General features: G+C 63.5%; 17 protein-coding genes and 1 pseudogene. 7 read left to right on the forward strand and 11 right to left on the reverse strand.

Annotated features, from left to right (window positions below):
* Positions 1 to 4: 4 nt before the first annotated feature.
* Together ACT5M9_RS19120 and ACT5M9_RS19125 are read right to left on the reverse strand one after the other, a co-directional pair.
* A complete protein-coding gene (locus ACT5M9_RS19120; RefSeq protein WP_457979612.1) occupies positions 5 to 355 on the reverse strand; it encodes an ArsC family reductase in 351 nt (116 codons plus the stop codon).
* 208 nt (positions 356 to 563) lie between these two features.
* Positions 564 to 878, reverse strand: a complete 315-nt coding sequence (locus ACT5M9_RS19125; protein ID WP_438549980.1) for a hypothetical protein — start codon at positions 876 to 878, stop codon at positions 564 to 566.
* A 285-nt stretch (positions 879 to 1163) separates the two neighbouring features.
* Between ACT5M9_RS19125 and dcuC the strand changes: the two genes are divergently transcribed.
* Both dcuC and ACT5M9_RS19135 read left to right on the forward strand, forming a co-directional pair.
* Positions 1164 to 2540 carry a C4-dicarboxylate transporter DcuC gene (dcuC, locus tag ACT5M9_RS19130; protein WP_457979610.1) on the forward strand — a complete coding sequence of 459 codons (1377 nt, stop codon included), beginning with the start codon at positions 1164 to 1166 and terminating at the stop codon, positions 2538 to 2540.
* A gap of 84 nt (positions 2541 to 2624) precedes the next feature.
* Entirely contained in the window at positions 2625 to 3764 is a 1140-nt protein-coding gene (locus tag ACT5M9_RS19135) for a M20 family metallopeptidase (RefSeq protein ID WP_457979608.1), read from the forward strand.
* Between the two features lie 96 nt (positions 3765 to 3860).
* Here ACT5M9_RS19135 and ACT5M9_RS19140 read toward each other — a convergent pair whose 3' ends face one another.
* The 5 genes from ACT5M9_RS19140 to bioA all read right to left on the reverse strand — a co-directional run bounded on the left by ACT5M9_RS19140 (position 3861) and on the right by bioA (position 10471).
* Entirely contained in the window at positions 3861 to 4517 is a 657-nt protein-coding gene (locus ACT5M9_RS19140) for a Dph6-related ATP pyrophosphatase (RefSeq protein ID WP_457979606.1), read from the reverse strand.
* A gap of 146 nt (positions 4518 to 4663) precedes the next feature.
* Complete coding sequence (locus ACT5M9_RS19145) at positions 4664 to 6007, reverse strand: anaerobic C4-dicarboxylate transporter (protein ID WP_457979604.1); 1344 nt, start codon at positions 6005 to 6007, stop codon at positions 4664 to 4666.
* Between the two features lie 317 nt (positions 6008 to 6324).
* Positions 6325 to 7725 (reverse strand): asparagine--tRNA ligase, encoded by a 1401-nt coding sequence (asnS, locus tag ACT5M9_RS19150; protein WP_457979602.1) that lies wholly within the window; start codon positions 7723 to 7725, stop codon positions 6325 to 6327.
* A 478-nt stretch (positions 7726 to 8203) separates the two neighbouring features.
* Positions 8204 to 9067, reverse strand: coding sequence for a HAMP domain-containing protein (locus tag ACT5M9_RS19155; protein WP_457979600.1), 864 nt, complete (start codon positions 9065 to 9067; stop codon positions 8204 to 8206).
* A 129-nt stretch (positions 9068 to 9196) separates the two neighbouring features.
* The gene (bioA, locus tag ACT5M9_RS19160) at positions 9197 to 10471 is read right to left on the reverse strand and encodes an adenosylmethionine--8-amino-7-oxononanoate transaminase (protein ID WP_457979598.1); all 1275 of its coding nucleotides are present in this window, start codon (positions 10469 to 10471) and stop codon (positions 9197 to 9199) included.
* Positions 10472 to 10668: 197 nt separating this feature from the next.
* Between bioA and bioB the strand changes: the two genes are divergently transcribed.
* The 5 genes and pseudogenes from bioB (at position 10669) to htpX (ending at position 15751) form a co-directional block, all read left to right on the forward strand.
* Entirely contained in the window at positions 10669 to 11790 is a 1122-nt protein-coding gene (gene bioB / locus ACT5M9_RS19165) for a biotin synthase BioB (RefSeq protein WP_457979596.1), read from the forward strand.
* Positions 11787 to 12953, forward strand: a pseudogene (gene bioF, locus ACT5M9_RS19170) (8-amino-7-oxononanoate synthase); the annotation flags it as partial. The gene bioB and the pseudogene bioF, both read left to right, overlap by 4 nt.
* 150 nt (positions 12954 to 13103) lie before the next feature.
* Positions 13104 to 13937: a malonyl-ACP O-methyltransferase BioC gene (gene bioC, locus ACT5M9_RS19175; RefSeq protein ID WP_457980605.1), complete on the forward strand. Its 834-nt coding sequence runs from the start codon at positions 13104 to 13106 to the stop codon at positions 13935 to 13937.
* A gap of 149 nt (positions 13938 to 14086) precedes the next feature.
* Complete coding sequence (gene bioD / locus ACT5M9_RS19180) at positions 14087 to 14767, forward strand: dethiobiotin synthase (RefSeq protein ID WP_457979594.1); 681 nt, start codon at positions 14087 to 14089, stop codon at positions 14765 to 14767.
* 111 nt (positions 14768 to 14878) lie between these two features.
* Positions 14879 to 15751, forward strand: coding sequence for a protease HtpX (htpX, locus tag ACT5M9_RS19185; RefSeq protein WP_438549968.1), 873 nt, complete (start codon positions 14879 to 14881; stop codon positions 15749 to 15751).
* 115 nt (positions 15752 to 15866) lie between these two features.
* On the opposite strand, the gene ACT5M9_RS19190 is transcribed toward htpX, so the two are convergent.
* From ACT5M9_RS19190 to ACT5M9_RS19205, 4 genes are all read right to left on the reverse strand, one after another.
* Positions 15867 to 17669: an MOSC N-terminal beta barrel domain-containing protein gene (locus ACT5M9_RS19190; protein WP_457979592.1), complete on the reverse strand. Its 1803-nt coding sequence runs from the start codon at positions 17667 to 17669 to the stop codon at positions 15867 to 15869.
* Positions 17670 to 17844: 175 nt separating this feature from the next.
* Positions 17845 to 18060 carry an HP1242/YdcH family protein gene (locus ACT5M9_RS19195; RefSeq protein ID WP_438549966.1) on the reverse strand — a complete coding sequence of 72 codons (216 nt, stop codon included), beginning with the start codon at positions 18058 to 18060 and terminating at the stop codon, positions 17845 to 17847.
* Positions 18061 to 18346: 286 nt separating this feature from the next.
* Positions 18347 to 18937 (reverse strand): hypothetical protein, encoded by a 591-nt coding sequence (locus ACT5M9_RS19200; RefSeq protein WP_332501327.1) that lies wholly within the window; start codon positions 18935 to 18937, stop codon positions 18347 to 18349.
* An 11-nt stretch (positions 18938 to 18948) separates the two neighbouring features.
* Complete coding sequence (locus ACT5M9_RS19205; RefSeq protein ID WP_100860417.1) at positions 18949 to 20307, reverse strand: MATE family efflux transporter; 1359 nt, start codon at positions 20305 to 20307, stop codon at positions 18949 to 18951.
* Positions 20308 to 20339: the final 32 nt, after the last annotated feature.

The raw sequence follows: 20339 nt of genomic DNA on the forward strand, positions 1-20339 counted from the left end.
TTCCTTAACGAGAGAAGAGGGATTGGTAGTGGTCGGCCTTGAAGCCGAGGTGCAGTTCGCCGTCCTTGTCCAGCAGGGGGCGTTTGATCATGGCGGGCTGGGTCAGCAGCAGGGCGCGGGCTTTTGCGTTGTCGAGCCCCTGCTTGTCTTCATCTGGCAGGGCACGGAAGGTGGTGCCACGGGTGTTGAGCAAGGCTTCCCAGCCGAGTCGCTCGAGCCACAGGTCCAGCTCGGCAGGCGCCAGGCCGTCGGCCCTGTGATCGTGGAAGCGGTATTCGACGCCGGCCTCGCCCAGCCACTTGCGGGCCTTCTTGATGGTGTCGCAGTTCTTGATGCCATAGAGGGTGGTGGCCATGGGGATCCTTGGTCTGCGGGCCTTGGCCCGACATGGAGAAGCGTGAATTCACGGGAAGGCCCGATTCTGGCATCCCGATCTCGCGATGGCAACGGCGGCACCTCGCCACCAGCGTTTTTCCATGGACATTCCGACCAGATGGAGAGAGCCAAAAAGCACAAAACGCGCCAGGGGGCGCGCTTTGTCGTATTGGTGTTCAGCCGGTGGCTTATGGCGAGACGGGCCACTGGTAATCGAATACCCGGGCACGCTCCCAGGGGGCGTTGGGCAGGCTGGAGGAGAGGCCGGCGTACTTGCCCACGTCGTCCACCACTATGGTGGAGAGGATCGGCAACTCGTGCTCGGTGCAATACATGCGGATGCGCTGCAGCAGGGTGCGCAGCTCGTCCTGGCTGCTCTCCAGCCCGGCCCGTTTGGCCAGCTTGGAGTAACGAATGGTGGTGCGCTCCTTTGCAGACTCGACGAGGATGTCCCACAGCTTGTAGTCGCAATTGGTGCTCTCTACGGTGGCCAGGTTTGTCATAACTCTCTCCGGTGCGAAATGGTCGCTCTGTGTCGATGGGCATCTTGGCCAGTTCAACCGTCGCGGATGTTGATCCAAAGCAAAAAAAGTTGAGGTTATTGGTCTTAACGCCACGAAGATGGATTTTAGAACCTTATTGTTGGTTTTAATGGCTATTTAATGTGATTTGTGTGGAATTTAATGCTGCAGATGCCTGTTCAAGTCATCTTTATTGATAGGGATCAAGGGGAAAGCCGGGTCTCCCCACTAGATTTCGCTCTTCGATAATCTTCTCAGGAGCGCACTTTGGAACTCTTATTCGTCTCGTTCGTGCTGATCGCCGTGGTCTACGGCATCGTCAAGGACTATAACCCCCAGGCCGTGCTGGCGCTGGCGGGGATGAGCCTCTTCACCCTGGCCTACTGGCTCGGTCTGCATCCCATCCTGCCCGCCGACAAGAGCACGGGGTTTGCCCTGTTCGACCTGTTCGAGGTGTTCAAGGGGATCTTCTCCTACCGGGCGGCGGGGCTCGGCCTCACCATCATGGCGGTGGCGGGCTTTGCCACCTACATGTCCCACATCGGCGCCTCCCAGGCCCTGGTGCGGGTGGCAGTCAAACCGGTGGCGGGGATCCAGTCCAGTTACCTGATGCTGGCGATTTGCTACCTGGTGGCTGTGTTCGTCTCCCTGTTTGTCACCTCGGCCACCGGCCTCGGCCTGTTGCTCATGGTCACCATGTACCCGGTGATGCGCAATCTCGGCATCAGCCCGGCCTCCGCCTGCGGCGTCATCGCCACCTCCCAGGCGTTCGAGATCGGCCCGACCCAGACCAACGCCATCTTCTCCGCCGGTCAGTCCGGCATGGACCCGACCAGCTACTTCGTCGATTACCAGATCTGGCTGGTGGCCCCCATGCTGCTGGTGACCATGGTGCTGCACTTCTTCTGGCAGCGGCATTGTGACCGCAAGGATGGCTGGGATCCGGCCCAGCACAGAGGCGATCACGCCGAGCTCGACGAGCAGGGGACGGACGAGGTGAAGGCGCCGACCTGGTATGCCCTGCTGCCCATCATCCCCTTCGTGCTGATGATGACCTTCTCGAAACTCCTGGTGAGCGACATCAAGATGAGCGTGGAGGTGGCCATGCTGCTGTCCGTGTTCCTCGGCATGCTGTGCGAGCTGCTGCGTAGCCACTCGGTGCGCACCGCCTTCGCGGGGCTCTCCAGCTTCCTCGACGGCATGGGCAAGGTGTTCGGCCCGGTCGTGGCGCTCATCGTCTGCGCCGAGCTGTTTGCGGAATCCCTCAAGGCCATAGGTGCCATCGATACCCTGCTGCACTCTGCCAGCAACGCCGGTATCGGCAGCGGTCTGATGACGCTGGTGATGGTGGGCCTCATCATGGTGGCTGCCGTCATCATGGGCTCCGGCAACGCCGCCTTCCTGAGCTTCTCCACCCTGGCCCCCGCGGTGGCGGCCAAGTTCGGGGTGCCGGCGGTGACCATGCTGCTGCCGATGCAGCTCGCCTCCAGCATAGGGCGCAGCATCTCCCCCATAGCCGCCGTGCTCATCGCCTGCGCCGGCATCGCCAAGGTCTCTCCCTTCGTGGTGGTCAAGCGCACTAGCGTGCCCATGGCGGGCGCCCTGCTGACCGCGCTGGCACTCAACTATCTGCTGTTTATGTAATCAGGTGGCGGACGGCCCGGTCGTCCGCTCTTTTCACTCGGCTATTGGATGGGGAGCCTGCCTTCCCACCCTATGGAGACGATGATGACAGACATGCACAACGGTTTTTCCCTCGACACCTATCTGGCGGATCTCGCGCCGCTGATCAACCTCGATTGCGGCACCCGCACCCCGGCCGGGGTGGCCAGGGTTGCCGACATCATGACCGAGAAGTATCAGGCCATCGGCTGGCAGGTGGTGCGCCATCAGTTCGCCGACGAGTGCGGCCCTTGCCTTGAGATCACCAATGCCCCCGGCGCCACTCACTACGACGTCATGCTGGTGGGCCACATGGATACCGTCTTCCCGGAGGGCACCGCCGCCAAGCGGCCGCTGAAGATCGAGGGCGATCAGGCCTTCGGCCCCGGCGTGTCGGACATGAAGAGCGGCTTGCTCTCCACCTGGTATGCCTTGCAGGGCATGGATCCTGATGCGCTTGCCAGGTTGAAGGTGCTGGTGTGCTGCAACTGCGACGAGGAGATAGGCTCCCCCTGGTCTAAAGACTGGCTGGTAGAGAAGGCGAAGCAGAGCGCCTGCGTGCTGGTGGCCGAGGCGGCCCGCCCGAGCGGGGATCTCATCAGCGCCCGCAAGGGCAATGCCAAGTACCGCATCCGCTTCCACGGCAAGGCGTCCCACGCGGGCTCTGCCCTAGCGGAGGGGGTCTCCGCCATCACCGAACTGGCGAACTGGGTGCTCGCCATCAACCAGCAGGTGAACATGGAGACAGGTACCACCATGAACGTGGGGGTGATACAGGGCGGCACCGGGGTCAACGTGGTACCGGACTTTGCCGAGGCCATCGTCGATCTGCGCTTCTGGAGCAACGAGGAGGCCGCTGCCGTGCACGACCGGCTCGGCTTCATGGCCAAGAACCCCTTCCTGGCCGGTTGCCGGGTCGAGGTGGAGCGCCAGACCTTCAAGCCGGCCATGCGCCCGAGCGCAGATACCCGGGCACTGATGGCCTTGGTGGAGGCGGCCGGCCAGGAGGAGGGGATCCCCTTCAACTGGCTGGAGGCGGGTGGCGGCTCGGATGCGAACTTCACCGCCGCGGCCGGGGTGCCGTCTCTCGATGGCTTCGGTCCCATGGGGGGCGGCTTCCATTCGGAGAGCGAGTTCTTGCTGCTCGATAGCATAGAGCCGCGCATTCGTCTGCTTAAGCGGGTGCTGACCAAGCTGGCCAAATAGCGCTGATGAAAAGCAAAACGGGAGGTCATCGCCTCCCGTTTTTTTATCTCTCGTACTTGCGAACATTCATCCCGCAGAGCCGTTCTTCTTGCGCCCTCAACCTTCATCCTCCAGCAGATAGGCAAGCTGTTCCTGACGGGCAACCTGCCAGTGACCGAGCGCCAGCGGTGCCGCAAAGCCCGGGCCGTCCGTCACCATGGTGTGATATTCCCCCTGCTCGCCGCTGGCATCGAAGCCCTGCTCCGCGGCCAGTTGCTGCAACTCGGTCAGAGTTGCGGCATCGAGCGTGCGCCCCACCCAGCTGGGCGCCAGCACCCTTGTATCGACGCAGGAGAGGTGGGCCCGGATACCGCGCGCCTGCAGGTCCGCCAGCAGCGCCTCTCGGGATTGCTGCCAGAGCGGCTGATACACGGAGAGACCGAGCGGCCGGCAGCGGGCGCAGATCCAGTTATCGGCGCCATCCACCCGGTCGATGTCGCCGGTGACCACCCCTTCTATCTCCCACTCCCGTTGCAAATCGGCCAGTGCTCGCTCATAGCTCTGCTCGAATGGCGTCTCTATGGTGACAAGTCGGTGGGGCAGGCCTAGGGCCTCGGCCTGACGCAGCACCAGGGGAAGGGGATGTGCCAGGAAACTGGGATTGGGGGGGCCGAAGGTGACCAGGGCGACGATCTCATGACCCTGCTCGCGGGCATGGCAGAGGGCCTGCATGGCATCCTTGCCGCCGCTCCAGAGTGCGATGACGCGAGACATGGGGGCTCCTTGGAAAGCTGAAGAGAAGGCATGCTAACCCGCCGGGGACATTCGGCAAAGGGGAGAGGGGGTGGCTGGAAACAGACAGGCCCCCGAAACGGGGGCCTGTGGGGTCATGGCATCAGAAGTGCCAGGAGGTGAGAGCGTTACAACAGCACGTTGGTCAGCAGATAGCCCAGGGTACAGGAGGTGGCGACCCCGATGAGACCCGGAATGATGAAGCTGTGGTTGATGATGAACTTGCCGATGCGGGTGGTGCCGGAGCGGTCGAAACCGATGCAGGCGAGATCGCTCGGGTAGGTCGGCAGCACGAAGTAGCCGTAGCTCGCCGGCAGGAAGGCGATCAGCAGCTTGGGCTCGACGCCCAGCGCCAGCCCCATGGGGGCGATGGCGGTGAGGGCGGCGGCCTGGCTGTTTACCAGCTTGGAGATGAGGAAGAGCACCAGGGCATAGGTCCAGGGCTGGGCCTGCACCACGTGGGCCAGGGTCTCCTTGAGCAGCGGCATGTGGGCCTGGAAGAAGGTCTCGCTCATCCAGGCGACTCCGAATACCGAGAAGATCGCCACCATGCCCGCCTTGAACACGGCGCCGTTGGAGATGTCACCAGGCTTGACCTTGCAGCGCATCAGGATCACGGCGCCGGCGATCAGCATCATCATCTGGATCACCAGGTTCATGGAGAGGGGCCCTGTCTTGCCTCCCATCTCGAACACCGGGCGCAGGGAGGCGTCGGCCCCCAGCACCACCACGGCGGCGATGGCGGCGAAGAAGATCCAGGTGGACCAATAGGCCTCTTTCGGGAACTTGGTGTTGAGCAGGGTCTCGCCGCCGCCGTAGATGAACTCACGCTGCTGCGGATCCTTGATCTTGTCCTGGAACTCCTCGTCCTTGTCCAGATCCTTGCCGCGGCGCAGGCTCCAGAGGGCCGCGACTATGACACCGGACAGGGAGGAGGGGATGGCGATCATCAGGATGTCGAGCAGACTGTAGGCCTGACCGATGCCGTGACCGGCCGCCAGGATGGAGACCATGGAGACCACGGCCACCGACACCGGCGAGGCGCAGATCGCCATCTGGGAGGCGACAGAAGCCACCGCCATGGGGCGTTCCGGGCGGATATTCTTCTGCAGCGCTATGTCGGCGATGATGGGGAACATGGTGTAGACCACGTGACCGGTACCGCACAGGAAGGTGAGGGTCCAGGTGGTGAGCGGCGCCAGTATGGTGATGTACTGGGGGTGACGGCGCAGCAGGCGCTCGGCCACCTGCATCATCAGGTTGAGGCCGCCTGCGGTCTGCAGGGTGGCGGCGCAGCCGATCACCGCCAGTATGGTCAGCATCACCTGTACCGGTGGCTCACCCGGGGTGAGGCCGAACACGAAGGTCAGCAGGAAGAGACCTATGCCGCTGATGAGACCCAGTCCCATGCCCCCGAAACGGGTACCCAGCAGCAGACAGCCGAGTACTACCATAAATTCCATGAAGATCATTCCATTACCTCGTGTGATTCGATCCATGCAGGCGCAGCGCCCAGGACGGGATTATCTGTTGTTATTTAGCCCTAAAGGGTTAGTGGTTATTTTGCCTACCCAAAAGGGGTAAAAATTTGAGGTGGTTCAATAACCCATGTTTTTCCGATTTAAGTGCATAAAAACTACGGTTTTGAGGGTGAAATCGGGGCTGAAAGGTGGGATGCGGTGAGCAAAAAGGGGGTTGTGCTAAAGAGGCGGGTAGGCGCTGGCGTTCGCGAGACAATAAAAAAGCCGACCCTGGGGTCGGCTTTTTGCGATTCGCGCGCTGTTCTCGATCAGAACTCGGCGGTGCGAGGGGTACGCGGGAAGGGGATGACGTCGCGCACGTTGCCCATGCCGGTCACATAGACCACCAGGCGCTCGAAGCCCAGACCGAAACCGGAGTGGGGCACGGTGCCGTAGCGGCGCAGGTCGCGATACCACCAGTAGTCTTCCTTGTTCAGGCCCATCTCGGCCAGGCGCGCGTCCAACACCTCGAGACGCTCCTCACGCTGGGAGCCACCGATGATCTCGCCGATCCCCGGGGCCAGCACGTCCATGGCGGCGACGGTCTTGCCGTCGTCGTTGAGGCGCATGTAGAAGGCCTTGATGTCTTTCGGGTAGTTCTTCACCACTACGGGGGACTTGAAGTGCTCCTCGGCCAGGTAACGCTCGTGCTCGGAGGAGAGATCGATGCCCCAGGAGACCGGGAACTCGAAGCTCTTGCCGCAGTTCTTCAGCACTTCGATGGCGTCCGTGTAGTCGATCTGGGCGAAGTCGGAGGCGACGAAGCGCTCCAGACGGCCGATGGCATCCTTGTCGATGTGCTGGGCGAAGAACTCCAGATCGTCGCGGCGCTCGGTCAACACGGCGTTGAAGACGTATTTCAGCATGGCTTCGGCCAGGGCGGCGTTGTCTTCCAGATCCGCGAAGGCGATCTCCGGCTCCACCATCCAGAACTCCGCCAGGTGACGGCTGGTGTTGGAGTTTTCGGCGCGGAAGGTCGGCCCGAAGGTGTAGACCTTGGAGAGGGCGCAGGCATAGGTCTCGACGTTCAGCTGGCCGGAGACGGTCAGGAAGGTCTCCTTGCCGAAGAAGTCCTTGTCGTAGTCCACCTTGCCGGCCGGGGTGCGCGGCAGGTTTTCCAGATCCAGGGTGGAGACGCGGAACATCTCGCCGGCGCCTTCGGTGTCGGAGGCGGTGATGAGGGGGGCGGCGATCCAGAGGTAGCCCTGCTCATGGAAGAAGCGGTGAATGGCCTGGGAGAGGCAGTTGCGCACGCGAGTCACGGCGCCGACCACGTTGGTACGGGCGCGCAGGTGACCCTGCTCGCGCAGGTATTCGATGCTGTGGCGCTTGGCGGACATGGGGTAGGTGTCTGGATCCTCGACCCAGCCCACCACCTTGACCTCGGAGGCCTGCAGCTCGAAGGATTGGCCGCTGCCCTGGGACTCGACCACCTGGCCGGTCACTTCCACGGAGCAGGCGGTGGTCAGACGCAGCACTTCATTCTCGTAATTGGCCAGGGTATTGGGGACGACGGCCTGTACCGGATGGAAACAGGAGCCATCGGATATGGCCAAAAATGAGATCCCCGCCTTGGAATCGCGGCGGGTCCGGATCCACCCTTTCACTGTCTGGGTGGTGCCGACCGAATACTTACCGGTCAGCACATCTACTACGGATGCGTGCGTCATCGAAAATTTGTCTCCAGCTTGTTCTTGCAGCGCTATTGGCAACACTAGGGGTCTGGCCCGGGCACAGGTGGCCCACCATGGCAGACTGAGCCGTTCATCTTACCCGCGCAGGAGTGATAAACAAGCAAAAATGTCTGTCCCCCTCGGGCTTTTCAGCAGGAAGCGTGTGGGCTTGGTCGAATGGCTGGGGAGGGGGCGCGAAGAGCGTGGCGCTGATGGGTTGAGTAGGCTGTGGCAGGGGACCGGTCATCCTCTGCGGCGACAACCTCATCACGGGGCTGTCTCTTTCTTATCATGGGAGGACGGCCACCCGCCTTGGCTATCTGGCCGATGGCGGGGCCGAGGCGCGCCAGTGCAGGTCCTCCTCGCGCCCGGCTACTCCATGGGCTCTGGGAGTGTCGCTGGCGGGCCTGGATCTATTGCCGATCCTGGTACCCAGCCGCTGTTTCACTATCTGGCCCTGCGACCTGGCCTTGGATCAGCCCACTCTGTCTTCGGGGGATGACCGAGAGGCCTTGGACTCGGCCTCTTCTGACTCAGTCATGGGGTGCTGGCCGAGCTGGCGCTCTGCACTGCCGAGCTGTCGCTCCACGCTGTCGAGCATCTGGTTGTAGGCGAGCGCCAGCCGGCCAATCTCGTCTCCCTCATCCCCCTCCAGCCGGTGGCCGAAGTCGTGGCGATCGGTTGCCTCCTCCATGGATCGGGTCAGCTGGTTGAGGGGGCGTACTATCCAGGTGCGGATGACCCAGAGGGTCAGCAAGAGCCCCAGGCCGAAGATGACGGTGAGGCTCAGCGCCGAGGTGAGGATGTTCTTCTCGACCCGGGTAAACAGGGTGTCGAGGGAGTAATCGAAGCGCACCGCCCCCAGCACTGTATTCTCCGCCACCTGGTGGCAACTGGTGCAGTCGGTGCCGCGAAGGTCTTTCTTGGCCAGCAGGGGGCGGGTCACCACCAGGCGGCTGTGCAAGCCGTCGTGGGCCACCTCCAGACTGCCCTTGCCCGCCAATGCCAGGGCATCGAACCTGTCCTTGGGCGCCTCGACATCACGTCCGGGGCCGTACTGCTTGTTGACCGCCGCCCCGCGCACTATGCGGGCATCCTCCACGTGGGCGTGGTCGAGGAACTTGTTGCGCAGGGTGTCACGGGCTTCCATCTTGCCGGTCAGCATCAGCATGTTGAGGCCGTCGAAATAGGCCTCGGTCTGCTCATGGCTCTGCTCCTTGATGAGGGAGAGGATGAGATCGCGCTCGCGCACCGCCTGATAGGCCGCGGAGAACACCAGCACCATGGAGAAGATGAACAGCAGGAAGAAATTGATTTTGGCAGCGATGGAGAGGCGCATGGGAAAAGGTACATCTGTTGGGTAAAACCCACACAGTTTACTCCCCTTGACCCAGGTCTTTTGATGGTTTGCTCACATTCTGATGAAAAAGAGTCAAAAGACCCCGCCTCACGACGGGGCCGGCCTGACTCAGAGCTCTCCCTCGGCGATGGCCTCTGAAATGGCATGGGTCAGTACGCGCAGCTCCGCCTCCGTGATGACGAAGGGGGGCATGAGGTAAATCAGCTTGCCGAAGGGGCGGATCCAGGCTCCCAGCTCGACGAACTTGCGTTGGATGCGTGCCACGTCCACCCGCTCCTTCATCTCCACCACGCCGATGGCGCCGAGCACCCGCACATCCGCCACCAGCGGGTTCAGGGTCAGCTGCACCAGCTCGCTTTTCAACTGATGCTCGATGGCTTGTACCCGATCGCGCCAGGGTGAGGTCAGCAGCAGATCGATGGAGGCGTTGGCGACGGCGCAGGCCAGTGGATTGCCCATAAAGGTAGGCCCATGCATGAAGACCCCCGCCTTGCCGTCACAGATGGTGTTGGCCACCCGCTCTGTGGTCAGGGTGGCCGAGAGGGTGAGGTAGCCGCCGGTGAGGGCCTTGCCGAGACACAGGATGTCCGGGCTGATCCCGGCCCAGTCACAGGCAAACAACTGGCCGGTGCGGCCGAAGCCGGTGGCGATCTCGTCGGCGATGAGCAGCACCCCGAATTCGTCGCACAGGGCGCGCACCCACTGCAGGTAGCGAGGGTGGTAGAAGCGCATGCCGCCGGCCCCCTGGACTATGGGTTCCAGCACTATGGCGGCGATCTCCTCGTGCTTGTCCGCCATCAGGGTGGCGAGCTCCACCACGCACTCCTCGTTCCACTCTGCATGGAAGCGGCAGCTCGGCGCCTCCACGAAATAGTGCTCGGGCAAAAATCCCCGATAGAGCTCGTGCATGCCGCCATCGGGATCGCAGACGCTCATGGCGCCGAAGGTGTCGCCGTGATAGCCGCCGCGCAGGGAGACAAACTTGGCCCTGGGGGTGCCCTTGGCGTGCCAGTACTGCAGGGCCATCTTGAGGGCCACCTCTACCGCCACCGAGCCGGAGTCCGCCAGGAACACCCGATCCAGCCCGGCCGGGGTGATCTCCACCAGCTTGCGGCACAGCTCGACGGCGGGGGCATGGGTGAGGCCGCCAAACATGACGTGGGACATCTTGCCGAGCTGATCCTTGGCGGCGGCATCCAGCTCGGGCACCTGGTAGCCGTGCACGCAGGCCCACCAGGAGCTCATGCCATCCACCAGCTGGCGGCCGTCGCTGAGGGTCAGGGTCACCCCCTGGGCGCTCGCCACTTCGTAGCAGGGCAGGGGCTGGGTGAGGGAGGTGTAGGGGTGCCAGACGTGGCGCAGGTCAAACTCTTGGTTGGTCATTATGTGTTCTGTTGTCAATTCAAATGATCTGGTCGGTGTTGACAGTCTACGCCTGCTGCTTACACTAGCCAACAATTTCAGCCACTTACTCGGTGGCCGATCCTGCCAGCGGCCGCAGATCCAAGGTCTGCGCCTGGCATCCCGGCGAGCCGCCCCATCGAGAAGGCGAAGCCCTTCAACACCACTGGAAGCCATTCATGCATTCACTCCCGACGGGCCAGCGGGCCCTGCGTCACGACTGGACCCACGACGAGGTCCAGGCCCTGTTCGCCTTGCCGTTCAACGATCTGCTGTTCCAGGCCCAGACGGTGCATCGTGCCCACTTCGACCCCAACGAGGTGCAGGTGAGCACCTTGCTCTCCATCAAGACCGGGGCCTGCCCGGAGGATTGCAAATATTGCCCCCAGAGCGCCCGCTACCACACCGGCCTCGAGGCCGAGCGGCTGATGGAGGTGGAGAAAGTGCTGGAGCGGGCCCGGGAGGCCAGGGCCAACGGCTCGTCACGCTTCTGCATGGGGGCCGCCTGGCGCAACCCCAAGGAGAAGGACATGCCCTACATCCTGCAGATGATCGAGGGGGTGCGCGGACTCGGCATGGAGACCTGCATGACGCTGGGCATGCTCACCGCGGATCAGGCCGCCCGCCTCGGTGCGGCTGGGCTCGACTACTACAACCACAACCTCGACACCTCGCCGGAGTTTTACGGTGACATCATCACCACCCGCACCTATCAGGACCGACTCGACACCCTGGAGCACGTGCGCGGCGCCGGCATGAAGGTCTGCTCAGGCGGCATCGTCGGCATGGGGGAGCAGGCCAAGGACAGGGCGGGCCTCTTGATCGCGCTGGCGAACCTGCCGCGCCACCCGGAGAGCGTGCCCATCAACATGCTGGTTAAGGTGAAGGGGACGCCGCTGGAGGATCAGGAGAATCTGGACCCGTTCGAATTTATCCGCACCATCGCCGTGGCGCGCATCATGATGCCGGGCTCCCACGTGCGCCTCTCCGCCGGGCGGGAGAAGATGAACGAGCAGATGCAGGCCATGTGCTTTATGGCTGGCGCTAATTCGATTTTTTATGGCTGCAAGCTGCTGACCACCCCGAACCCCGATGAGAACAGCGACATGCAGCTGTTCAGGCGCCTCGGCATCCGCCCGGCAGAGCGGGCCCAGAAGCCCGATGCGGTGCAGACCGAGGAGCTGGAGGCCGAGCTGCGCGCCCGGGCCGCCAGCCAGCCGGTGAGTGGCGAGCTCTTCTATGACGCCACCCGCCAGCGCAAGGCACCGTCATCAGCACAAACCCCTGCAAAGTCCGTATGAAGGCCGTGCACCTGACTGCCCATCGGGGCCCCTTCCCCCTGGGCGAGTCGCTGGCCGCCCGGGAGCTGCAGGGCTTGCTGCGCAGGCGCATCCCGACCGAGGGGCCGACCGGCCCCAGGCTCAGGGTGGAAGGGCAGGACTACCTCAACTTCTCCTCCAACGACTATCTGGGGCTGGCGGGGGATAAGGCCATCAAGGCCGCCTTCGCGGCGGGGATCGAGCAGTATGGCGCGGGATCCGGTGCCTCCCCCCTGGTGACCGGCTACAGCCGGGCTCACCAGCAGTTGGAGGAGCAGATCGCCGACTGGCTGGGGCTGGAGGCGGTGCTGCTGTTCAACTGCGGCTTCTCGGCCAATCAGGCAGTGCTGAAAGCCTTGCTCGGCAAGGAGCACCTGCTGTGGCAGGACAGGCTCAACCACGCCTCCCTGCAGGAGATGGGCAGCCAGCTGCCCTGCAAGATGCGGCGTTTCGCCCACAACGACATGGGAGCCCTGGCCAGCCAGCTGGAACCCGATCGGGGGCTGATCGTCTCCGAGGGGGTGTTCAGCATGGACGGGGATCAGGGCCCCTGGGGCGAGCTCAGCCGACTGGCCGCCCAGAGCCATAACTGGCTGATGATCGACGATGCCCACGGCCTCGGCGTGCTGGGGCCAGAGGGGCGCGGCACCCTGGCGGCCCAGGGAGTGGAGCCCGCAGGGGTTCACATCCAGATGGGTACCTTCGGCAAGGCGCTCGGGGTAGCAGGCGCCTTCGTGGGGGGTAGCCGCGAGCTGGTGGACTATCTCGTCAACTTCGCCCGCCACTACGTCTACAGCACCCATATGCCCGTCGCCCAGGCCTGTGCGGTGAGCGAGAGCATCAGACGGGTGCGCGTCGCCGATGAGGGGCGCGCCCACCTGAGCCGCTTGATCGCCCGCTTCAGGCAGGGGGCCGGCCAGCTCGGCTGGACCCTGGGTAATAGCGAGACCCCGATCCAGCCGTTGCTGGTGGGGGAGAGCCGCGCAGCCCTCGCCCTGAGCGAGCGTTTGAAGGCAGCCGGCCTCTGGGTCGGCGCCATCCGTCCCCCCACAGTGCCCCAGGGCACGGCGCGTCTTCGCATCACCCTGAGCGCCGCCCATCGGGAAGAGGATATCGACCGCTTGCTGGCGGGGCTGGGGCCCTGCCCTGAACCCGGAACCGGGTCGCTGGGGGGAGGGGGAGCCATGGATAAATCCCCTGCCTCGCAGGCTCACTCGCCAGATGAGGGTCTGCATGGGCCCACTTCTGGCCCGCAGCGCCTTGGCTCGCAGCCTTCTGGCTCACAACGCCAGGAGATGGCGGCAGCCGAACCCTTCCAGCGGGTGGACAAGGTGCAGCTGGCGCGGCGCTTCGGCGCCGCCGCCCGCCACTACGACGCCCACGCCCGCTTCCAGCAGGAGGTGGGACAGGCGCTGCTGGCGCGCATGCCCCAGGGGGGAGAAGGGACAGTGGCGGCCGGGCATCGGCACTTTGCCGATTTACCCGAGAGCGGCCTGGATCTCGGCTGCGGTACCGGCTTCTTCCTGCCGGATCTCGCCGGTCGCTGCCAGCGACTCTACGGGCTGGATCTAGCCCCCGGCATGCTGGCCCAGGCCGCCCGGCGCGATAGCGGGGCTCTGCTGCTGTGCGGCGATGCGGAGGCGCTGCCCTTCGCGGATCAGAGTCTTGACTGGATCTTCTCCAGCCTGGCCCTGCAGTGGTGCGAGCGGCCGGCCCAGGCCTTCGCCGAGCTGCACCGGGTGCTCAAGCCCGGCGGTCAGCTGCTGTTCTCGACCCTGCTCTCGGACTCCCTCTGGCAGCTCCGTGAGGCCTGGCGCACGGTTGACGAGTCTGCCCATGTCAATCGCTTCCTGGGGCTGTCACAATTGCGCCACGCCGTGGCCGATGGCGGTTTTGCCCTGATGGAGCTGGAGTCACTGACCTGGCAGCTGGCCTATGGGGAGCTCGGCTCCCTGCTGCGGGACCTCAAGGGGATAGGGGCGAGCCAGGTCAACGACGGGCGTTCTGCTGGCCTTGGCAATCGCCAGCGCCTGCAGCGTCTGGGGGAGGCCTATGAGCAGTATCGTCAGCCGGACGGCCTGCTGGCCGCCAGCTATCAGGTCTGCCTCGGACGCCTGATCCGCCAATAGCAGGCACTGATCTGCCAATAGAAATCCGGCTCGTTCGAGATAGCCATCAGCCGGCCCTGCGGCAAGCGCGGGGCCGGTACCTTTACCATCGCACATCATGAATGCGCGGGGCGGCCAAGAGGCCGTCGCCATCGCGCCGAGGAGTCATCATGGCCAAATCCTTCTTCGTCACCGGCACCGACACCGACGTGGGCAAGACGCTGGTCGCCCGCACCCTGCTGCAGGAGTTCGCCGCGTTGGGGATCCCCTGCGCCGGCTACAAGCCCATCTCGGCGGGCTGTGCCCGCACCGCCGAGGGGTTGCGCAATCAGGATGCCCTGCAGCTGCAGGGGGCCGCCAGCCTGAAGCTCCCCTACGATCTGGTCAATCCCTTCGCCTATGAGCCCCCCATAGCCCCTCATATCGCCGCCCGGGAGGTGGGGGAGTCCATCGAACTGGACGGTTTGAGTGCCGGGCTGAGGGCCATCGAGCAGGCGGGGGCCGAGCTGGTGATCGTCGAGGGGGCGGGGGGCTGGTTCCTGCCTCTGGACAGAACCCACCTGCTGTCGGACTGGGTCAAACAGCAGAATCTGCCGGTGATAGTGGTGGTGGGGGCCAAGCTCGGTTGTCTCAACCACGCCCTGCTCACCTTCGCCGCCATCCGCAATCTGGACCTGCCCATCGCGGGTTGGGTCATCAACCGGCTGGATGAGGGCATGAGCCACTATCCGGAGAACCTGGACACCCTGAGGGGCTTGCTGCCGGCGCCGTTTTTGGGTGAAATACCCTTTGTAAACAATCCACTCGAGGCGGATCTGCGCGGCTGTCTCGATGTCTCGCCTCTGCTCTGAGGGGGACATTCAGCAAACATTCATCGAGTCTATCTATTATCTGGGACAGAAGTGGTACTGGGTCGACGATGGATCGAACCGGACCACACATCTATCTTTCAAGGAGTCAATATGAAGCGAATTATGCTATTCCTGGTGACCAACCTGGCCGTCATGCTGGTGCTGGGGGTGGTACTCAATATCCTGTTCTCGGTTCTGGGGATCAACAAGTCCAGCATTTCCGGTCTGTTGGTGTTCTGCGCCGTGTTCGGTTTTGGGGGTTCCTTTATCTCCTTGCTGATGTCCAAGTGGATGGCCAAGCGCAGCTATGGCGTCCAGGTCATCGAGCAGCCCCGCAACGAGACCGAGCACTGGCTGGTGAGCACTGTGGCCCGTCAGGCCCGTGAAGCCGGCATCAAGATGCCTGAGGTGGGGATCTACGACTCCCCTGAGATGAACGCCTTCGCCACCGGTGCCCGTCGTGACGACTCCCTCGTCGCCGTTTCGTCCGGCCTGCTCTACAGCATGAGCCGGGACGAGGCGGAAGCCGTGCTGGCCCACGAGGTGAGCCACGTGGCCAACGGTGACATGGTGACCCTGACCCTGATCCAGGGGGTGGTGAACACCTTCGTGATGTTCTTCGCCCGCATCGTGGCCGGCGTCATCAGCAACTTCTTCAGCTCCAACAACGAGGAAGAGAGCAGCAGTACGGGTGGCTTCGCCTACATGATCACCGTCTTCGTGCTGGAGATGATCTTCGGCGTGCTGGCCTCCATGATCGTCATGTGGTTCAGCCGTCAGCGTGAGTTCCGCGCCGATGCGGGCGCCGCCAAGCTGGCCGGCCGCGACAAGATGATCGCCGCCCTGCAGCGCCTCTCCCGCGGTGCCGAGCCGCAGATGGAAGGCTCCATGATGGCCTTTGGCATCAACGGCAAGCGCTCCATGAGCGAGCTGTTCATGAGCCATCCGCCCATCGAGCAGCGCATCGCCGCCCTGCGCGGTTAAGCGCACCGCAATGAAAAATGGCTGCCCTTGGGCAGCCATTTTTGTTTCCGTACTCGCAACTGACTCGGGCCGGGCTCTCGCCCGCCAATCGCGGCGCGCTTGTCTGGCCGACCGGTTATTTGATCACCAGATCGGTCAGCGGCACGGCGCAGCAGGTGAGGATCTTGCCATCGGCCCGCTCCGCGGCCGTGATGGCCGGCGCGTCCGGGTGATCCACCTCCCCCGAGACCAGGGTCTGCTTGCAACTGCCGCAGATGCCGGCGCGGCAGCTCCAAGGCAGCTCCACCCCCTGCTTGTGGGCCTGATCCAGCACTGTGCCCTGGTTGTTGCCGGCGAAGCTCTGCTCGCCGATGCGCAGTTGCACCGCCTGGTGGGGTCGGGCCACCGAGAGGATGGCACCGCCGAAGCTCTCCTGTTGGATGCGCCCGGCGGGCACGTCCAGCGCCCGCAACAAGTCGACCGCCTCGCTCATGAAGCCGTGGGGGCCGCACAGGAAGACCTCACGGGCCGCGAGCTCAGGCACCCTGGTCAGGTGCTCCTGGCAGAGACGACCGCGCAGACCCTGCCAGTGGGCGTCCGGCTGGCTCAGTATCAGGGTGAGACCCATGCCGGCCTGGCGCAGGGCGTGCAGCTCGGCGGCGGCCGGGATGTCGGCCTCGCCGCGGCACAGGTGCATAAAGTGCACGTCCCCCAGCTCCCCGCGCAGCAACAGGGTGCGGGCGATGGCGAGCATGGGGGTGACGCCGGAGCCTGCCGAGAGCAGCAGCATCTTGCGCTCGCGCCCCAGATGGAAGTCACCGGCGGGGGCGGAAGCCAGCAGGCGGTCGCCGACCTTGAGCTGACTGTGCAGCCAGGGGGAGATACGGCCGTCGCCGAGGCGCTTGACGCTGATGCTGTAACGCTCCGGCCGATCCGGCGTGGAGCTCAGGGTGTAGCGCCGTTGCAGCCGTTCCCCCTTGATGTCCAGGCTGATTGGCAGATGCTGGCCGGGCAGGTAGTCCGGCAGGGGCTCGCCGTCGGCCCCCTCGAACCAGAAGGTCTCCAGATCCCGGGCCAGGGGCTCGCGAGCCACGCACACCAGCTCCCGTTTCTTCGGCGCCCCGTTGGGGTAGACGGGAGGACGGGCGCGTTCCAGTACCTCGATCTCGCTGCCCGCCTCGATCCAGCCCTCGTTCAGGGCCACCAGGTTCTGGCCGAAATAGACCTCCCCATCCTCACCGCGGCGATAGCGGGTCAGGGTGGCGAGCGGCTCCTTGAGGGCGTTGAACCGCTCGCTGCCGGGTTCTACCGTGGTCATGATGCAGCGGCTGCAGGGCTTGGCCACCAGGAACTCCACCTCACCGATGCGGATCCGCTTCCAGCCATCCTCCTCGAACGGCAGGGTGCCGCCCGCCACCAGGTTGGTCCTGAACTGGCTCATCTGGTGCAGGGCATCGGATCTCAGGTTGAGATCGTCCAGGGACCCCTGACCGATGAGCAGCAGGGGGTAGCCGTCGGCGAAGCTGACCCGGGTGCCCGTCTTGGCCCGGAAGCGATCTGAGCGCTCGCCGAGCCAGAGTAGACGCACCGGCTCTCGTGCCACCTGGCTCAACCAGCCATCCGCCTGGTCATGGGTGTGCAGGGCCTGGAAGCTGTCGCTCCAGACCCCGGTGGCCTGGGGGACGCGGCTGAAGTCGCTCTCCAGCAGGGAGAGGGGGGCCATGCCCGGGTAGCGCAGCTGCAGGCCGCCGTCCATGGGGGTGGCCACCACCAGTTGCAACTGGGGATGGGTGCGGGCCGTGATGAAGCTGCCGTCCGGCTTGACCACCATGTAGCGGCGATCCCCGAGCAGCCCCTCCTCGGTCACCCGGGCGCGGGAGAGTGGCATGCCTGCCGTCGATTTGATGGGATAGAGGTGGATGCTGTCGAGCCTTGGCATGTCAAAGTCCTTGTTAATCACGGGAGGGCAGATGTTAACCGTCTTGGGGGCGCCAACCAAGCCTTCAATGGGGGAGCTAAGTGGAATACTCGCCCATGGAGGATGAGCAACAAAAAGCCCGGCGCTGGGGCCGGGCTGGGGGATAAGTTGCTTATCCGTGCATTCGTCGAGGCGTCTAGTGTGGATGTTGTTTGAGGATGTCGTATATCTCCTCTTTCAGTTTAAGTTTCTGTTTTTTCAGATCCTTCACCTCGGAGCTGTAATCGCTGGCGTGATGCTTCTCCAGTTTTCTAATCTCCGCATCCAGGTCGTTGTGCAAGTCAAACTTCTGCTGGAAATGGACATCACTGCTCTTCAGTTTCGAGATGAGTTCTCTGTACTCTGGGAACATGTAATGCAGCCTCCTTTTTGCTGTTTGATTGTGCCTTGACCTTCAAACTACCCCTAAGCTCGCCGCAGAAATGTGATCCAACTCATATTCGGGGCCAATGATTTGCTCTCCCCGTAAGGGGTTTTTTAACTGATTGAATCGCAAGCTGATAAGCCGGTTCTCAGTAGGCAGAGAGTCCGAAAACTGCCAGCGGGATCACAACTTCGCAGCCTGATGACGGGTGAGAGGCCGCCGGGCGGGCAGCAAAAAGGGGCCTGCGGCCCCTTTTGAATAACGCCGGTGGCGTTTATTCCTTCTTCTTTTTCTTCTCGGGCAGTGGCTGGCCGTCACGGGCGATCACCTTGCCCACTTCGAAACCTATCTGCGCCGCCAGCTCTTCCAGATCCGGCGCCTTGGCCTCGTTGCCGATGGCGTACTGGTAGTTGGCGATGGTGATCTTCTCCGCCACCGGAGTGCCGGGGACTATGGGCTCGCGCCAGCCCTGACCCACATGAGCCACCAGGGTGCCGTTCATGATGAGTTCGCCGACTATCTCCTGGGTAGGAATGCCCTTGCCGTAGGTGAGGCCCTGGGGATGCTTCTTGCCCACCAGGGGCTCTGTGCTGGCAGGCAGCAGCTTGGTGCGGATCAGCCACTTGGGATCCTTGGTCTTGCCCACCGCCTTGCCGGTCTGATACTCGTTGATCTTGATGGTCTTGATCATCTGGGCCATGAATTCCTTGGTCAGCGCCTTTTGCGCCTCGCTGGTCTCATCGATGGCGATGGGGGCCACATACCAGATTTTGGGGGCAGATGCCTTGGGCGCGGCCGGTGCGGTTTGCGCCATGGCCAGAGGGCTGAGCAGGAGAGCAGCCAACAAGAGTCCGATTTTCTTCATCATGATTCCGCTTATGATTCCACAGATGTTTCGACAAGGATTTTGTTTTGCCAGCGGCGACTGCGCCAGCGCCAGAACATGGCCAGGCCGCGCACCCACTCATCGCAGGCAAGGGCCAGCCAGATGCCGACCAGACCATAACCTTGCACGATACCAAGGAAATAGGCGAGCGGAACGGCAATTCCCCACATGGAGACGAGCGCCATGTAGAGCGGGAAACGGGCATCCCCGGTGGCGCGCAGGGCGTTGATCACCACCAGGTTGAAGGTGCGGCCGGGTTCGAGGATGAGGCTTATCAAGAACAGCTGGGCGACCTGGGTGATGATGTCGGGATCGTCGGTGAACAGACTGATGATGGTCCGCCCGTTCAGCGCCGCGGCGATGGCGATCAGGGTCGTCACGATAAGGCCGAGCTTGAGGCTCTTGAGCAACTGCTTGTAGGCCTGCTCGAAGCGGCGGGCCCCCGCCAGATGGCCGATGATGATCTCGTTGCCAAGGCCGATGGAGAGGCCGAACAGCAGGATGAACAGGCAGATCTGGAAGAAGTAGGACTGGGTCGCCAGGGCCTTGTCGCCGAGCAGGCCGACGAAGGCCGTCACCACCATGAACTGCAGCATCCAGGAGAGGTTCTCCCCCGCCGCCGGCAGGCCTATGTGCAGTACCTTGTCCAGCATGGCCTTGCTGGGTCGCACTATCTCAGGCAGACGCAGCTTGATGCCGGTCTTGCGGGTCACCAGCCATACCAGCAATACCACGCCGACGATACGCCCCGCGACCGTGCTGATGGCGACCCCGGCCACCCCGAGCTGGGGCAGGCCGAACCAGCCGTAGAGCAGCAGCAGGTTGCCGACGAAGGTGATGAGGTTGACGATCAGGGTCACGTACATGGCCTGACGGGTGTGACCGTGGGCACGCAGGGTGGCGGCCAGGCAGAGCGCCGCCGCCTCCGGCAGCAGGCACAGACCGATGATCTGCAGGTAAAGAGTTGCATCCCCCATCAGGTTGGCGGGCAGGTTCATCAGGGCCAGCATGGTGCTAGCGCCAGCCATGACGCCGACCGCGGCCACCAGCCCCACCAGCAGGTTGAAGCCGATGGCGGTGTGGATGACTACCCGGGCTTGTTCCTTGTTCCCCGCCCCCAGATACTGGGTGATAACCACGCTGGTGCCGATGCTGACGAAGCTGAACAATGTGATGGCGAGATCGAACACCTGGTTGCCGACTGCAAGGGCCGCCACCCCCTGATAGGAGACGTGTCCCACCATGAAGGTATTGAGGGCCCCGGTCAGAAAGTGCAGGGCGAGATCGATGAACAGTGGCCAGGTCAGGGCGAAGAGGGTGCCCGGGCCTGCGTGGGATTGAGTCTGCATGGCATATCCAAATAGGGAGGATGGCACTCGTC

It is taken from the genome of Aeromonas sp. AE23HZ002T15 (assembly GCF_054165525.2).

Bases quoted from the DNA above. Each gene is read 5' to 3' on its own strand.
- ACT5M9_RS19120 (WP_457979612.1), bottom strand. From the start codon at position 355: ATGGCCACCACCCTCTATGGCATCAAGAACTGCGACACCATCAAGAAG.
- ACT5M9_RS19125 (WP_438549980.1), bottom strand. From the start codon at position 878: ATGACAAACCTGGCCACCGTAGAGAGCACCAATTGCGACTACAAGCTG.
- ACT5M9_RS19135 (WP_457979608.1), top strand. From the start codon at position 2,625: ATGACAGACATGCACAACGGTTTTTCCCTCGACACCTATCTGGCGGAT.
- ACT5M9_RS19140 (WP_457979606.1), bottom strand. From the start codon at position 4,517: ATGTCTCGCGTCATCGCACTCTGGAGCGGCGGCAAGGATGCCATGCAG.
- ACT5M9_RS19145 (WP_457979604.1), bottom strand. From the start codon at position 6,007: ATGATCTTCATGGAATTTATGGTAGTACTCGGCTGTCTGCTGCTGGGT.
- asnS (WP_457979602.1), bottom strand. From the start codon at position 7,725: ATGACGCACGCATCCGTAGTAGATGTGCTGACCGGTAAGTATTCGGTC.
- ACT5M9_RS19155 (WP_457979600.1), bottom strand. From the start codon at position 9,067: ATGCGCCTCTCCATCGCTGCCAAAATCAATTTCTTCCTGCTGTTCATC.
- bioA (WP_457979598.1), bottom strand. From the start codon at position 10,471: ATGACCAACCAAGAGTTTGACCTGCGCCACGTCTGGCACCCCTACACC.
- bioB (WP_457979596.1), top strand. From the start codon at position 10,669: ATGCATTCACTCCCGACGGGCCAGCGGGCCCTGCGTCACGACTGGACC.
- bioC (WP_457980605.1), top strand. From the start codon at position 13,104: ATGGCGGCAGCCGAACCCTTCCAGCGGGTGGACAAGGTGCAGCTGGCG.
- bioD (WP_457979594.1), top strand. From the start codon at position 14,087: ATGGCCAAATCCTTCTTCGTCACCGGCACCGACACCGACGTGGGCAAG.
- htpX (WP_438549968.1), top strand. From the start codon at position 14,879: ATGAAGCGAATTATGCTATTCCTGGTGACCAACCTGGCCGTCATGCTG.
- ACT5M9_RS19190 (WP_457979592.1), bottom strand. From the start codon at position 17,669: ATGCCAAGGCTCGACAGCATCCACCTCTATCCCATCAAATCGACGGCA.
- ACT5M9_RS19195 (WP_438549966.1), bottom strand. From the start codon at position 18,060: ATGTTCCCAGAGTACAGAGAACTCATCTCGAAACTGAAGAGCAGTGAT.
- ACT5M9_RS19200 (WP_332501327.1), bottom strand. From the start codon at position 18,937: ATGAAGAAAATCGGACTCTTGTTGGCTGCTCTCCTGCTCAGCCCTCTG.
- ACT5M9_RS19205 (WP_100860417.1), bottom strand. From the start codon at position 20,307: ATGCAGACTCAATCCCACGCAGGCCCGGGCACCCTCTTCGCCCTGACC.